The following is a 13,243-nucleotide window of genomic DNA, read 5'->3' as shown; positions in this document are numbered from 1 at the left end:
TTCCGGCTTAAAAAGCAGGGACAACCGCGACACCGTATTTGTCTTCAATAAACTTTTTGACCTCCGGTGAAGTGAGGGCCGCATCCAGCTTTTTGATCTCTTCGCGGTTCTCGTCGCCTTTGCGGACGGTAATCACGTTGGCGTAAGGAGAGTTGGCGCCTTCGCGGAACAGGGCGCTGTTCGGATCGATTTTCGCTTCCAGCACGACGTTTGTGTTGATGACGGCGCCCGCGAGATCAGGCAGCGCCCGCGGCAAGGTTGCGGCTTCCGCTTCTACAAACTCCAGCTTTTTCGGGTTTTCCGCGATATCTTTCGGCGTAGCCTCGTAGGTTGTCAGGCCGTCGCGCAGCTTGATTAAGCCTTGCTCCTGCAGCAAGATCAGGGCGCGGTATTCATTGGAAGGGTTGTTCGGAATCCCGATCTTGTCGCCTTCCTTGAGTTCGTCCTTCGATTTGAGCTTGTCGGAGTAAAAGCCGATCGGCTCGACGTGCACTTTTGTCGTGACGGCGAAATCGTAGCCTTTCTCGGTTTTCACCGAATCGAGGTAAGGCACGTGCTGGAAAAAGTTCGCGTCGATCTGCTTGTCGTGCAAAGCCGGGTTCAACTGCCCTTCGTCATCGAGGACGACGACCTCCAGATTCACGCCCTGCTCCTTGAGCTTCGGCTTGATAAATTCCAATATTTCCGCATGCGGGACAGGGGCCGCGCCTACTTTGAGCGTCACTTCTTTTGGCGGTTCCGCCGCCTGTCCGCCACTGGCCTGTGTCGACGCTGTGTTCGTCGCCGGCGCTTGTGCCCCGGAGCCGGGCGACTGGCTGCCAGAGCCGCTTGAGCCGCAACCTGCCACAAGCATGCTGAATGCCACCAATACGCTAAAAATGACGCCTAGACCTTTTTTCTTTCCCATCGTTTCCACTCCCCTGGTTCCTCTGTTTTTAAAGTTGGATCTTACTCAAACTTGTAACGCTTTTTGTTGATCGACTTGACGAGGAAATCGCCTGACCATTGAATCAGTTGAACTAAAACTATAATGATTAGGACGGTGGCGATCAGGACGTCCTCGCGAAAGCGCTGGTAGCCGAAGCGAATCGCCAGGCTGCCGAGTCCGCCCGCGCCAATCGCCCCCGCTACAGCGGTAAACTCGGTAATCCCGATAATTCCGATCGTAATCCCGCGCACCAAAGCGGGCATCGCCTCGGGGATCAGCACGCGAAAAATGATCGTAAACGGCGTGGCCCCGACCGATTTGGCCGCTTCGATCTTCCCGGCGCTGACTTCCTTCAGCGCGCTTTCGATGATCCGGCCCAAAAACGGCGCGGCGCCAATCGAAAGCGAGACGATGGCAGCGGTCGGCCCCAGCGTCGTGCCGACGATCAGGCGCGACAAGGGCAAAAGCAGCACGATCAAAATAATCAAAGGAAGGGACCGGACGCTGTTGATGATCGTGCCGATCGTTTTGTGCAGCTTGGGCGCTTCGAGAATGCCGCCTTTTTCCGTGACGACGAGCGTGACGCCGAGGACAATCCCCATGGCGAGCGCGAACAGGGACGACCAGAACACCATGTAGAGCGTCTCCAGGAGCCCTTCCCAGAGCAAGTCAATCAGATCGCTGTTCATATCCCTGCTCCGACTCCTTCCATGACATTTCGCTTATCGCGGTAATGATCGATAATGTGGACAAACCGTCTGGCCGTGTCGCTCTCCGGGTTGAGGAAAAACTTCTCCACCGTTCCGGTTTCGACAATTCGCCCGTTTTCAATCACGGCCATGTTGTTGCACAGGTGCTGCAGCACGTCCAGTTCGTGCGTGATGAGCACAATCGTCAGGTTGAGCTGGCGGTTGATCTCGCGCAGCAGCTCCAAAATGGCGTAAGTCGTCTGCGGGTCGAGCGCAGAAGTCGCTTCGTCGCTCAACAGCAGATCAGGCTGGTTGACCAGCGCCCGGGCAATTCCGACGCGCTGCTTTTGTCCGCCGCTCAGTTGGAACGGATAGACGTTTTCCTTGTCGCCAAGCTGCACGAGATCCAGTATTTCGCGGACGCGGTTGCGGATGTACGGCTTCGGATGCCCGGCTACCTCCAGCGGAAAAGCGACGTTTTGGAACACCGTCCGCGCGTCGAGCAGATTGAACTGCTGAAAAATCATCCCTATTTTTTGCCGGGCCCGGCGCAGCTCTTTTTCCGGCAAATCGGTAATCACCTTGCCGCCGATCTCGATCGTGCCCGCGTCCGGCTCTTCCAGCCGGTTCAGGCAGCGGATCAAAGTCGATTTGCCCGCCCCGGAAAAGCCGATGATCCCGAAAATGTCTCCTTTTTGGATGTGCAGATTGACGTTTTGCAAAACAGGCACAATGCCTTTGGCTGTTTTGTACGATTTGCTCAAATTGGAAATGTGCAGCATCTGTTTTCACCCGCCTTTCAATGCATCTGCGGCCAAGTTGGCAAAGTAGTGTGCAGCAGGCGCAATCGCTCGTTCGTCGACGGTAAAGGCCGGATGGTGCCACTCGTTCGTCCCGGAGGTCCCGACGAACACGAACAAGCCGGGAATGTGCTTCTGGTAGTAGGCAAAATCTTCGCCAGCCGGAGACGGTTCCGGCGCGACGACTTGCAACCCGAGCCGCTCTGCTGTCGTAGCGGCCAGCCTGGTCAGCGCGGCATCGTTTTGCACGGAGGGCGGTCCCTTGAACCAGCGCACGCTCGCCTTGGCCCCGTATGCCGCAGCCACTCCCTCGATGATCGCCTGAAGACGCCCGGGTATTTGCCTGCGCACCTCTTCCTGAAACGTGCGGATCGTACCGCCGAGCGCGACCTTGTCCGGGATCACGTTCCAGGTCGTACCGCCATGGATAGTCGTCACGCTCACCACCGCATTTTCCAGCGGGCTGACGTTGCGGCTGACGATCGATTGCAGCGCCGTGACGATCTGCGAAGCGGCGACGATCGGGTCGATGCCAGCGTGCGGAATTGCGGCATGCGTGCCCAAGCCTTCCACTTCGATCTCGAAGCCGTCCACGCTCGCCATCAGCGCTCCCGGCTTGATCCCGACGGTCCCGACTGCGAGATCGGGCTTGTTGTGCAGGCCGAAGATCGCCGTGACGTTTGCGAGCGCCCCTTTCTCGATCAAGAGCGACGCACCCGTGCCTTTTTCCTCTGCGGGCTGGAACAGAAAGCGCACCGTTCCTGGCAACTGCTCCTCCTGCTGCTTCAGCAAAAAAGCGGCTCCCAGGATGACGGCGGTATGAAAATCGTGTCCGCACGCGTGCATGTTCCCGACGACCGCGGACGCGTACGGCAAGCCTGTTTGCTCCTGAATCGGCAAAGCGTCGATATCGGCCCGCAGCGCGATTACAGGCCCGCCGTTTTGGCCGCCCACCTCTGCCACGACGCCCGTTTCCAGCGGCAGCTCGACGAGGCGAATCCCCGCTTCCGTCAGCCAGTCCCGAATCGAACGCGTCGTTTCATATTCCTCGTAGGCCACCTCCGGGTATTGGTGCAACTGCCTGCGAATGGCGATCAGCTTTTGCTCGAAGCCAGTCCCTGCCAGCTCCTGCGTTCCTGTATGCACCCGAACCTCTCCTTTCTCTGTCTGCTTTTGCGCTGGCATCGGTTCTACGACTCCACCTCCGAGAGCGCTCTATCGCGCACGGCCAGGCGGTTGTACGGCTTTTCCAGGCCGAGATGCTCGCGCAAGGTGTCTCCTTCGTAATCCAGCCGATACAAGCCCCGCTCCTGCAAAATCGGAATCACCTTGTCCACGAACGCCTCCAGCCCTTGCGGCAGCACCGGAGCGATGAACATGAAGCCGTCCGCCGCTTCCTCGACAAACCATTTTTCCAGCACGTCGGCAATCTGCGCAGGCGTGCCGATCAGCTCGCGGTTTGCACCGCCTTCGAGCAAAGCGTACAGCTCGCGCAAAGTCGGGTTTTGCTTGCGAATCAGCTCCGTCATCCATTCAAAATGGCTTTGAATCCCGTTGTCCTGCGGGAACTCCACCTCTGCCGCCGGGGTGTCGAGCGAGTAGCGGCTGAAGTCGACCTTGCCCAAGTACCCGGACAAAAAGCGCAGCCCTTGCTCTGGCAAAAGCAGATCGTGCAATTTGCGGTGGATCGCTTCCGCTTCTTCCTGCGTATCCGCGACAATCGGGGAGATGCCTTGCAAAATGTGCAACTGGTCAGGCGTGCGCCCGTAGTCGGGCAGCTTGCTTTTTAAGCTTTTGTAAAACGCTTTTGCCCGTTCGAAATCTTTTACGTGCGAAAAGACGACTTCTGCGGTGCGCGCTGCCAGCCGCTGTCCCGGCTCGGATGCTCCCGCCTGCACGATGACGGGCTGCCCCTGTCTCGATCTGCCGATATTGAGCGGCCCCTGGACGGAGTAGTACGTGCCTTTGTAGTTCAGCCGATGCATTTTCGCCGGATCGAAGAACACGCCGGTTTCCTTGTCCTGGACAAACGCGTCGTCTTCCCACGAGTCCCACAAGCCTTGGACGACGTCGATGAACTCCTCCGCCCGCTCGTAGCGGTGATCGTGCTCCACATGCTCGGTGCGGCTGAAGTTGCGCCCGGTCTCCCCGGTGGCGTCTCCCGTCGTGACCACGTTCCAGCCTGCGCGGCCATTGCTGATATGATCGACGGAAGCGAACAGCCGGGCGAGATTGTACGGCTCGTGATACGTCGTCGACGCGGTGGCGACCAGCCCGATTTTGCTGGTCGCGCCAGCCAGAGCGGCGAGCAAGGTCGTCGGCTCAAACCGGTTCAAAATGTTCGGGTGCGAATCTTCGTTGACCGCAAGGCTGTCGGCGATAAACGCGATATCGAACTTCCCGCGCTCGGCTGTCTGCGCCAAATATTTGTAGTAGTCAATGTCGATGCTGGCGTTTTTCCGCGCCTCGGCCAGTCGCCACGAGGCAACGTGAATGCCCGTTCCGACCAAATAAGCGGATAAGTGAATCTGTCTTTTTTGCGGCATGGTGCCCCTCCCCTTCCGATCTTCCGCTAAGCATGAGTGCGTCCGTCACGCAGCCGTCACGGCTTGCTGGCAAACGCCTCTTTGAAATTTTTCAGCTCCTCGACGGTCACTTGTGTCGGGATGTAGTTGCCTTTGTACGTTTCGGTGATGAAGTCCGACACTTCTTTGGACTGGTAAATGGCGACGAGCTTTTTCAAGTCTTCGCGGTTTTCGTTTTGCTTGGTCGTCGCGATTACGTTGATATACGGCTTGGCGGTTTTGCTTTCGTGAAAAATCGCGTCCTTGAGCAAAAAGCCTGCCTCGACCGCCACCCCGTTGTTGATGATCGACGCCGCTACGTCCTTCATGACGCGCGGGGTCGTCGCCCCATCGACGGGAACGATTTCCAGGTTTTTCGGATTTTCCTTGATTTTGTCCGCGCCGCCGAAGCCGTCAAAGTTGTCCACGACCCGGATCAAGCCTGCTTCCTGCAACAAAAGCAAGGAGCGCCCCCAGTTGGAATCGTCGTTTGGCACGGCGATTTTCGCGCCGTCGGGAATTTCCGCGATGGTTTTGTACTTGTCCGAGTAGATACCCAGTGGCGCGATGATCGTCGAGCCGACCGGAACGATGTCCGAGTTGTTTTTCGTATTGAACTGGTCCAAAAAGGCGACGTGCTGGAACGCATTCGCGTCGATATCGCCCTCCAGCAAGACCGTATTCGGGTTGACGTTTGCATTGAACTGCACCAGTTCAATGGCGAGACCTTGCTTCGCCGCCTGTTCCTTCACGAACTCCCACGTCCACGATTCCGAGCCGCGAATGCCGATTTTCAAGCCTGTTTGTTCCGGTTCCGTTCCGCAACCCGCCGCGACAATCGTCACCAAGGCGAGCAGCAAGGAAATGGCGAACTTTTTCATCCGTTTTTTCTCTCCTCGTTTTCTCTTCTGTCTTGGGCAAAAGATGGTTATTTTCTGCGAATGTTGCGGGCGAGCACGTTGCCGAGCGACTGAATCCCTTGAACGAGCACGACCAAAATCACAACGGTAGCGACAATCGTAATCGTGCTGAAGCGCTGGTACCCGTATGTAATCGCCAGGTCGCCGATTCCGCCGCCGCCGACTGCCCCGGCCATCGCCGTGGCGCCGATCAGGCCGATGGTCGCCGTCGTAATGCTGAGAATGAGCGAGCCGAGCGTCTCGGGAATGAGAAACCGAAAAATGATTTGCATCGGGGTGGCCCCCATCGCTTCGGCTGCCTCGATGATGCCCGGATTGATTTCCAGCAACGAATTTTCCACCAGCCGCGCGATGTACGGACCGCTGTAAATGACCAGCGGCACGATTGCCGCCGTCGTCCCGATGGAGGTTCCGACGACGAGCCGCGTAAACGGAATGATCGCCACCAGCAAAATGATGAACGGGACGGACCGCAGCACGTTGATAACCGGGTTCAAGGCCGAAAAGATCAACGGATTTTCCAAAATGTGCCCTTTGCGCGTCACGACCAGCAGGACGCCGAGCGGCAGGCCGATCAAGGTCGCAAACAGCAACGATACACTCACCATATAGAGCGTCTCGTACAATGCCTGATAGATTTGCGCAGAACTGACTTCCATCACGAAACAATCTCCTTCACGGTCACATTTTGCTGCTGGATGTAGTGGTACGCGCGAACGATTTCCGCTTCATTGCCGGTAAGCTCGACGATCAGATTGCCAAAAGGCACGCCCGCAAGCTCGGTGATGCTGCCAAACAGGACGTTCACGTCGCTGTTGAAGCGTTTCGCCACCTGGGAGAGCAGCGGCTGGCCCGTGCTTTCCCCGATGAAGTGGATGTTGAGAATTTTCGATTTGCCGCGCTTGGTCGCGAGCAGCTTGCGCACGCTTGGCGGGATGTCGTCGCGCACGACCGATTTGACGAAATTGCGCGCCACCTCTGTCTGCGGATTCGCAAACACGTCGAGGACATTGCCCTGCTCCACGATGGCGCCATGCTCCATGACCGCCACCCGGTTGCAAATTTCTTTGATGACGTTCATTTCGTGCGTAATCATCAAAATCGTAACGTTGTACTCTTGGTTCACCCGCTTAAGCAATTGCAAAATGGACTCGGTCGTTTGCGGGTCCAGCGCCGAGGTCGCTTCGTCGCTTAACAGGATGGACGGATTGGTCGCGAGCGCACGGGCGATGCCGACTCGCTGCTTCTGGCCTCCGGACAACTGGTCGGGGTAGCTCGTCGCTTTGTCCGTCAAGCCGACGAAGGACAATAGTTCGTCGACTCGCTCCTGAATCTGCTTTTTCGGCGTGTCGCCGAGTCGAAGCGGCATGGCGACATTGTCAAAAACGGTCTTCGTCGCCAGCAGGTTGAACTGCTGAAAAATCATGCCGATGTTCTTTTTGACGCTTCGCAGCTCTTTGACCGAGAGCTTCGTCAAGTCTTTGCCAGCGACGATGACGCTGCCTGCTGTCGGACGCTCCAGCAAATTGACCGTCCGCAAAAGCGTGCTTTTTCCGGCTCCGCTAAAGCCGATGACGCCAAAAATGTCGCCTTTTTTCACGTCGAGGGTGACGCCCTTCAACGCCTCAATCGTCTGGCCCCCGCTCTCAAACGTCTTCGATACGCCGTGAAAGGCGATCATGCTCTCCTTCGCCTCGCCCGGGATGCCATACGGCGGATGGTCTTCCACGGCCGCAGCTCCGATTCCCATACAATCTCCTCCTAGCCAAGCGAAACTTTATCGGGCAGACAGCGGCCTGCCTGCCCGTTAACCGGCTGCGCTTTTTTCGCAAACGCTTGGGCGCAGCCCGCGTATTTACCTTGTACTCGTTACTCGGCCAAAAGCGCTGCGAGCCGATCCAGTTGGGTGTAGAGCAGCGCCTCGTATTTGCCGTCGCCGCCAATTTCCACGAGCGGGATCAGGCGCGTGCCGTATTTGACCTCCAGCACATCGCGCAGCACGTCTTTTCCTGCTACGTCAATCCATTCGTATGGGCGGTTTTGCTCTTCCAATATGGCTTTGACGTTTTCACAATAGGAGCAGCCTTCTCTTCCCCATACCACGACTTTTTTCGTTTGTGTTTCTGCCACTCGCTTTCCCTCCCCAATTTTTCCGACGCTGTTCCCAGGCAAAGAAAAAGACTCCCTGCTCGTTGGCACAGCTCGAGCAGGAAGTCTCTCCAGTGGTCTGGTCGATGACTTTTTAAATTCATATCGGATTACTAGGGATATTATCATTCGTCATCTTTCTCGTCAACGGATTTTTTCCACGATGTTTTCCGCGATTTTTGTCCGGCCTCATTTTGCCTGCCCCCATTGACAGCCCGGAGCGATATCGTTAAAATCCGAGTAAACAACTAAGTAAATGAGATTTAAAAGTGCAGCAGATGACAACTTCATGCTTGCATAGCTGACTGGACCACCAGAAGCCCCTTCGCCGATCGGATTGCCGATCTATGACTGAGGGGCTTTTTGTGCGTACTTCGACACGGTTAGGGGAGAGACATGGTGGCATTGACATTGAGCATTCTCGATCAAAGTCCGATTCAAGAAGGAGAAACGGCGACCGAAGCGTTCCAGCATACGATTCGGCTGGCGCAAAAGGCGGAAGACTGGGGCTATCACCGCTTCTGGGTGGCGGAGCATCACGACCTCGATCATGTGGTCGGCTCCTCCCCCGAGGTGCTCATCGCCCATCTTTTGGCGAAAACAGAGCGCATCCGCATCGGCTCCGGCGGGGTCATGCTCCAGCATTACAGTCCTTATAAAGTAGCGGAAAACTTTCATGTCCTCGCCGCCCTGGCTCCGGGACGGGTGGATCTCGGCATCGGCCGCGCGCCGGGAGGGCTTCCCCTCTCGACGAAAGCGCTACAGCCGCACAGCGGCACGGGTTCGCCTGGCGCATCGCTGGAAGAAAAGCTCGCGGAGCTTGCGCTGTTCCTGCGCAACGAGCTGCCCCCCACTCATCCGCTGTACGGTCTGACCGCCGTGCCCCTGCCAAGCGAGCCAGTCGGCATTTATTTGCTTGGCACGAGTGCAGCGAGCGCGCAGCTTGCGGCAGAGCGCGGTGTTCCGTACGTGTTTGCCCTCTTTATCAGTCAGGACGAAGCGGTCTGCCGGGAAGCTTTTGACGTGTACCGCCAGCAGTTTCAGCCAGGCGAACGGGCAAAGCCGCTCCCGGTCCTGGCCGTCTCCGTCATCGTCGCCCAGACGGAGGAAGAAGCCTTGCAGTTGGCCGCGGAAACGAAAATCGCCAAAATCCACCTGCAAAGCGGCAAAACGGTCACCGTCACCAGCTTGAAAAAGGCGGAGGAATACGGGCGGCAGGCAGACGAATCGTTTCGGATCGAGGTCAAGGAAGCCAACGTCATCGCCGGAACGAAGGAGTCCGTGCGCGAGCGGCTGCTGGAGCTGGCGCGTACCTACCAGGTGGGAGAGCTGGTGATCCACACTCCGATCAAACATTTTGCCAAGCGGCTTCTCTCCTATGAACTGTTGCACGAAGCGTTTGCTGAGCTAAGCGTTACTTGAGTGATGCGTTTGGCGACTGCCGATTGGCATTTGCATTTGCGCAAAAAAACGTGGCTGTCGGTGCCGCAGCGTTGGACAGCGCAGTCCCCCTCGCACAGCCCCCTGATTGTGGAATGACTCCACAGTTGGCGGGGCTGTTTTTTGAGGCTCTGTTCGCAAGATGATCGCTGTATTATGATGAATGGAAACATTCGTCTGCATCAGCGAAAATAGCTGTAGCGAATTGACTCAAGCGACAGGAACATCTCGCTGAATGTCCGCAGCCAAAACAGCGGGAGTTTTTTTCAAGCGATGCAGCTTGCAACCATTGGCGGGGGGAGAAAGCATGGATATTACGATCCGAAGTGCTAAGCAAGATGATTACGCGGCGTTATTGCCTTTGTTTCGGCAAGTTCATGATTTGCACGTTTTCGAACGGCCGGACCTCTACAAAAAGAATGCGACTCCAGTGGAGGAAGCGTTGTTTCATGACCAGCTACACGATGATCGGCAACATATTTTTGTGGCTACGCTCGGTATGGAAATCGTTGGCGTCGTTGTTTTGCAGGAAGAAGACATCCGGGAAAACTCATTTGTAAATGCGCGGAAAGTTTTGCTTGTCAACAGTTTATGTGTGGCGGATACGCTGAGGAAAAAGGGAATCGGAAGGAAGCTTATGCACCATGTTTAAATGGAGTTCCGATTAAGCTGACGGGAGACGATCGTTACCTCGCCAAAAAGAACCCGCCAGTCCTTGGCGGGTTTTGTTGTACAACAACTCCGTTTCTTTGAGCAGCATGCTGTTAGAACAGAGCTTTACACGGTGGGCAACTTTTCATGCAGGCAGCCAGGCAGCTATTTGTCGGGCGGACTGCTCGCCTTCGTGGCCTTTGTGTGCGGGACGGCAGCACCGGGCCAGCTCAGCAGACTGGCAGAATGGCGGCATTTTCCCGTAACAATAAAGAGCCTGCGATGATGGTGTTCGCAGACTCTACAACACTAGGATTTTATGGAAATTGAAAAAACGACTTTCTTTTTGATCGCCAGCTTTGCCGCACCCGTTTTTCAAGAAAAATAGAGGCAAACCGCTGCGCTCTGCTCGCAAGCCCTGTTTTTCCGAGAGAACCAAAAGCCCCCCTGCTCGCCCCCTCAGAGCAACAAACGCCCACGCCCCTCCCCTGTTTTTACAACGGCGCATTCACCCCTTGCGGCTCCGGTTTTCTCGGCTGCACGTACCGATTGACCGGGAACGGCAGTCCGAGATTCCCGCGCAGCGTGTCGGCCTCGTACTCCGTGCGGAACAGGCCGCGCTGCTGCAAAATCGGAACGACCCGATCGACGAAATCGTCCAGCCCGCGCGGCACGTTTGACTGGAGGATGAATCCGTCTGCCGCCTCTTCCTCGAACCAGCGCTGGATCAAATCCGCCACGTGCTCGGGCGTGCCGATGAACTCGCTCTCTGGCGTCGCGGTGTAGAGCGCGGTCTGCCTGAGCGTCCACTTTTGCTCCCTGGCCTTTTGCTTGATTTTGTCCGTCGTGCTGCGGAAACTGTTGCTGCCGACTTCGCCGATATCCGGGAACGGTTCGTCCAGCGGGTACTGGGAAAAGTCGTGATGGTCAAAAAATCGGCCCAAGAAATGCAGTGCCTGCTCGATGCTGACCAGGCTGGCCAGCTCTTCGTGCTTGCGCTTCGCTTCCTCTGCCGTTCGCCCGATGATCGGGCTGATCCCAGGGAAAATGAGAATGTCGGCGGAGCTTCGCCCGTAGGCGGCTGCCTGTTCCTTGACATCGCGGTAAAAGCGCTGCGCATCGGCAAGCGTCTCTTGTCCGGTAAAGACCGCATCGGCGGATTTGGCTGCCAATGTCTTTCCGCTTTCCGACGAGCCTGCCTGGAAAATGACCGGCTGGCCCTGTCGGGAGCGGGCGATGTTCAACGGCCCTTGCACCGCGAAAAACTCCCCCTGATGGTCGAGCCGATGCATCTTCGCCGGGTCGAAAAACACCCCGGACTGCTTATCCCGGACGAAGGCGTCGTCCTCCCACGAATCCCACAGCCCTTTTGCCACGGTCAAATATTCTTCGGCAATCCGGTAACGCAGCTCGTGGTCAGGATGCTGCTTGTTGCCGTAATTTTTCGCCGAGCCTTCCAGCGGCGAGGTGACGACGTTCCAGCCTGCCCTCCCGCCGCTGATCTGGTCGAGGGAGGCGAGCTGCCTCGCTACCGTAAACGGCTCGCTGTACGAAGTCGACACCGTCCCGACCAGGCCGATTTTGCTGGTGACGCCGCCCAAGGCCGACAAAATCGTCAGCGGCTCGAAGCGGTTCAAAAAGTGCGGGAGCGATTTTTCATTGATGTACAGCCCGTCCGCGACGAAGACGAGATCAAACTTCCCGGCCTCCGCCTTTTGCGCCTGCTGCGTGTAAAACGCAAAGCTGACACTGGCGTCCGGCTGCGCATCCGGGTGTCGCCATGCGCCCATATGCCCGCCGATTCCGTGAATCATGGCGCCGAGCCTCAGTTGCCTTTTCTTTGCCATCTTCTCTCCTCCTCGATCCCAAACGGCTTGCCGCCAACGCCCGCAACCGTCAGTTTTGGAACGCACAAAAAGGCCCCTGTACAAGCACAGGAGCCTTTGGTTGACCAATCGGCAGGAATGGGTTTTCTTCCTCCAGATTATTACTATTATTCCGATGTGTCAATAAGGTTTTGCGAAAATCAGCCCGGCCCGGCTGGCAAAACCCGCGTCCGCGCACCAGATTCGGCAGGGTTCATTTCACCGCCATGCATCCGCTCCAAAAAAACCGGCCTCATGCGGTTGGCAGCGTAGAAACGTCAGCCAGCCGGCCCTTTGTCGCCTTCAACAGCCCGTCAACCGCAAGCTCGATCTGCACGCCGATGTTCCCTCCGCTGACGATGATCCGCTCCATTTGCTCCGCGCGGCTGTCAATGACGGTCGGGAACAGCTTTTTCATCCCCACCGGAGAACAGCCGCCCCGCACATATCCCGTTACGGCGGTAATGTCTTTCACAGCGATCATCTCGATCTTTTTCTCCCCGACCACTTTCGCCGCTTTTTTCAAATCCAGCTCCGCCTCCACCGGGATGACGAAGACGTAGTACGCCCGGCTCGTGCCTTGCGAAACGAGCGTCTTGTAGACGACTCCAGCTTCCCGGCCGATTTTTTGCGCCACCGAGACGCCGTCAATTTTCCCGTCGTCGGTCCGGTACGTCAGCATAGTGTAGTCGATTTTTTCCTTGTCCAAAATCCGCATCGCATTCGTTTTGGCTTGCTTCATCATTTTCCACTCCATTCCGTTCCCCGAAAGAAAGTAACTGCGCTTATTCTTCATCCTCTTTTCGTACAGATGGCCGTTTGGCGATAGCCACGAATTGACCGACAGCTTCGCCATCCCGATTCAGGCAGGCATGCAACAGCAACAAACGTTCCCCTAAAGACAACTACCCTTAGTTTGCCAATGCTTGCAGAACGATGTCAATAGCTACATTTTTGCGAGAAGAGCCTGACGACGAATTGTCAAGACAAGTGCGACAGAGCTTCCATGAATGATTCGTAAGCGGTCTTCCAGCCCAGACATTTTCTTGGCCGATTGTTAATGAGCTCCCAGGCCTGAAATCAGTTCCTCCTCGGAGACTTCGGCAAAATTCTTGCCTTTGGGAAAAAATTCTCGCAGAAGGCCATTTGCGTTCTCGTTCGTGCCCCTTTGCCAGGAAGAGTAGGGATCGGCAAAGTAAATGTTTACGCCATGTGCTGACTCCAGCCGTTCGTAACAG

At 56.6% G+C, this 13,243-nt stretch carries 13 protein-coding genes and 1 pseudogene; 2 read left to right on the top strand and 12 right to left on the bottom strand.

Annotation, left to right across the window (positions count from 1 at the left end; all coding sequences use genetic code 11):
* Positions 1-7: 7 nt before the first annotated feature.
* From AC27IT_RS00070 to AC27IT_RS00030, 9 genes are all read right to left on the bottom strand, one after another.
* A complete protein-coding gene (locus AC27IT_RS00070) occupies positions 8-907 on the bottom strand; it encodes a MetQ/NlpA family ABC transporter substrate-binding protein (RefSeq protein WP_290426855.1) in 900 nt (299 codons plus the stop codon).
* Positions 908-948: 41 nt separating this feature from the next.
* A complete protein-coding gene (locus tag AC27IT_RS00065) occupies positions 949-1,617 on the bottom strand; it encodes a methionine ABC transporter permease (protein WP_007784756.1) in 669 nt (222 codons plus the stop codon).
* Complete coding sequence (locus AC27IT_RS00060) at positions 1,614-2,399, bottom strand: methionine ABC transporter ATP-binding protein (RefSeq protein ID WP_487091386.1); 786 nt, start codon at positions 2,397-2,399, stop codon at positions 1,614-1,616. The genes AC27IT_RS00065 and AC27IT_RS00060 overlap by 4 nt, the downstream gene beginning before the upstream one ends.
* A 6-nt stretch (positions 2,400-2,405) precedes the next feature.
* Positions 2,406-3,602, bottom strand: a complete 1,197-nt coding sequence (locus AC27IT_RS00055; RefSeq protein ID WP_005831202.1) for a M20 peptidase aminoacylase family protein — start codon at positions 3,600-3,602, stop codon at positions 2,406-2,408.
* 5 nt (positions 3,603-3,607) lie between these two features.
* Positions 3,608-4,963 (bottom strand): LLM class flavin-dependent oxidoreductase, encoded by a 1,356-nt coding sequence (locus AC27IT_RS00050; protein ID WP_005831204.1) that lies wholly within the window; start codon positions 4,961-4,963, stop codon positions 3,608-3,610.
* A 56-nt stretch (positions 4,964-5,019) separates the two neighbouring features.
* Positions 5,020-5,862 (bottom strand): MetQ/NlpA family ABC transporter substrate-binding protein, encoded by an 843-nt coding sequence (locus AC27IT_RS00045; protein ID WP_327944459.1) that lies wholly within the window; start codon positions 5,860-5,862, stop codon positions 5,020-5,022.
* Positions 5,863-5,909: 47 nt separating this feature from the next.
* Positions 5,910-6,560: a methionine ABC transporter permease gene (locus tag AC27IT_RS00040; RefSeq protein ID WP_005831207.1), complete on the bottom strand. Its 651-nt coding sequence runs from the start codon at positions 6,558-6,560 to the stop codon at positions 5,910-5,912.
* The gene (locus AC27IT_RS00035; protein ID WP_025846646.1) at positions 6,560-7,582 is read right to left on the bottom strand and encodes a methionine ABC transporter ATP-binding protein; all 1,023 of its coding nucleotides are present in this window, start codon (positions 7,580-7,582) and stop codon (positions 6,560-6,562) included. Before AC27IT_RS00035 ends, AC27IT_RS00040 begins: the two co-directional genes overlap by 1 nt.
* Positions 7,583-7,770: 188 nt before the next feature.
* Positions 7,771-8,031, bottom strand: coding sequence for a glutaredoxin family protein (locus AC27IT_RS00030; RefSeq protein ID WP_007784751.1), 261 nt, complete (start codon positions 8,029-8,031; stop codon positions 7,771-7,773).
* Positions 8,032-8,445: 414 nt separating this feature from the next.
* Here AC27IT_RS00030 and AC27IT_RS00025 point away from each other — a divergent pair, with 414 nt between their 5' ends.
* Positions 8,446-9,471 carry an LLM class flavin-dependent oxidoreductase gene (locus AC27IT_RS00025; RefSeq protein ID WP_487091382.1) on the top strand — a complete coding sequence of 342 codons (1,026 nt, stop codon included), beginning with the start codon at positions 8,446-8,448 and terminating at the stop codon, positions 9,469-9,471.
* A 325-nt stretch (positions 9,472-9,796) separates the two neighbouring features.
* Entirely contained in the window at positions 9,797-10,141 is a 345-nt protein-coding gene (locus AC27IT_RS00020) for a GNAT family N-acetyltransferase (protein WP_487091380.1), read from the top strand.
* Between the two features lie 493 nt (positions 10,142-10,634).
* Here AC27IT_RS00020 and AC27IT_RS00015 read toward each other — a convergent pair whose 3' ends face one another.
* From AC27IT_RS00015 to AC27IT_RS00005, 3 genes and pseudogenes are all read right to left on the bottom strand, one after another.
* Positions 10,635-11,987: an LLM class flavin-dependent oxidoreductase gene (locus AC27IT_RS00015; RefSeq protein WP_487091378.1), complete on the bottom strand. Its 1,353-nt coding sequence runs from the start codon at positions 11,985-11,987 to the stop codon at positions 10,635-10,637.
* Between the two features lie 271 nt (positions 11,988-12,258).
* Positions 12,259-12,747 carry a Cys-tRNA(Pro) deacylase gene (ybaK, locus tag AC27IT_RS00010; RefSeq protein WP_005831219.1) on the bottom strand — a complete coding sequence of 163 codons (489 nt, stop codon included), beginning with the start codon at positions 12,745-12,747 and terminating at the stop codon, positions 12,259-12,261.
* A 239-nt stretch (positions 12,748-12,986) separates the two neighbouring features.
* A pseudogene (locus AC27IT_RS00005) lies at positions 12,987-13,243 on the bottom strand (IS30 family transposase); the annotation flags it as partial.

The sequence above is a fragment of the Brevibacillus sp. YAE8 genome, assembly GCF_057543335.1.
Note: the sequence above shows the minus strand (reverse complement) of the source record. Positions and strands in the feature narration are given on the sequence as shown.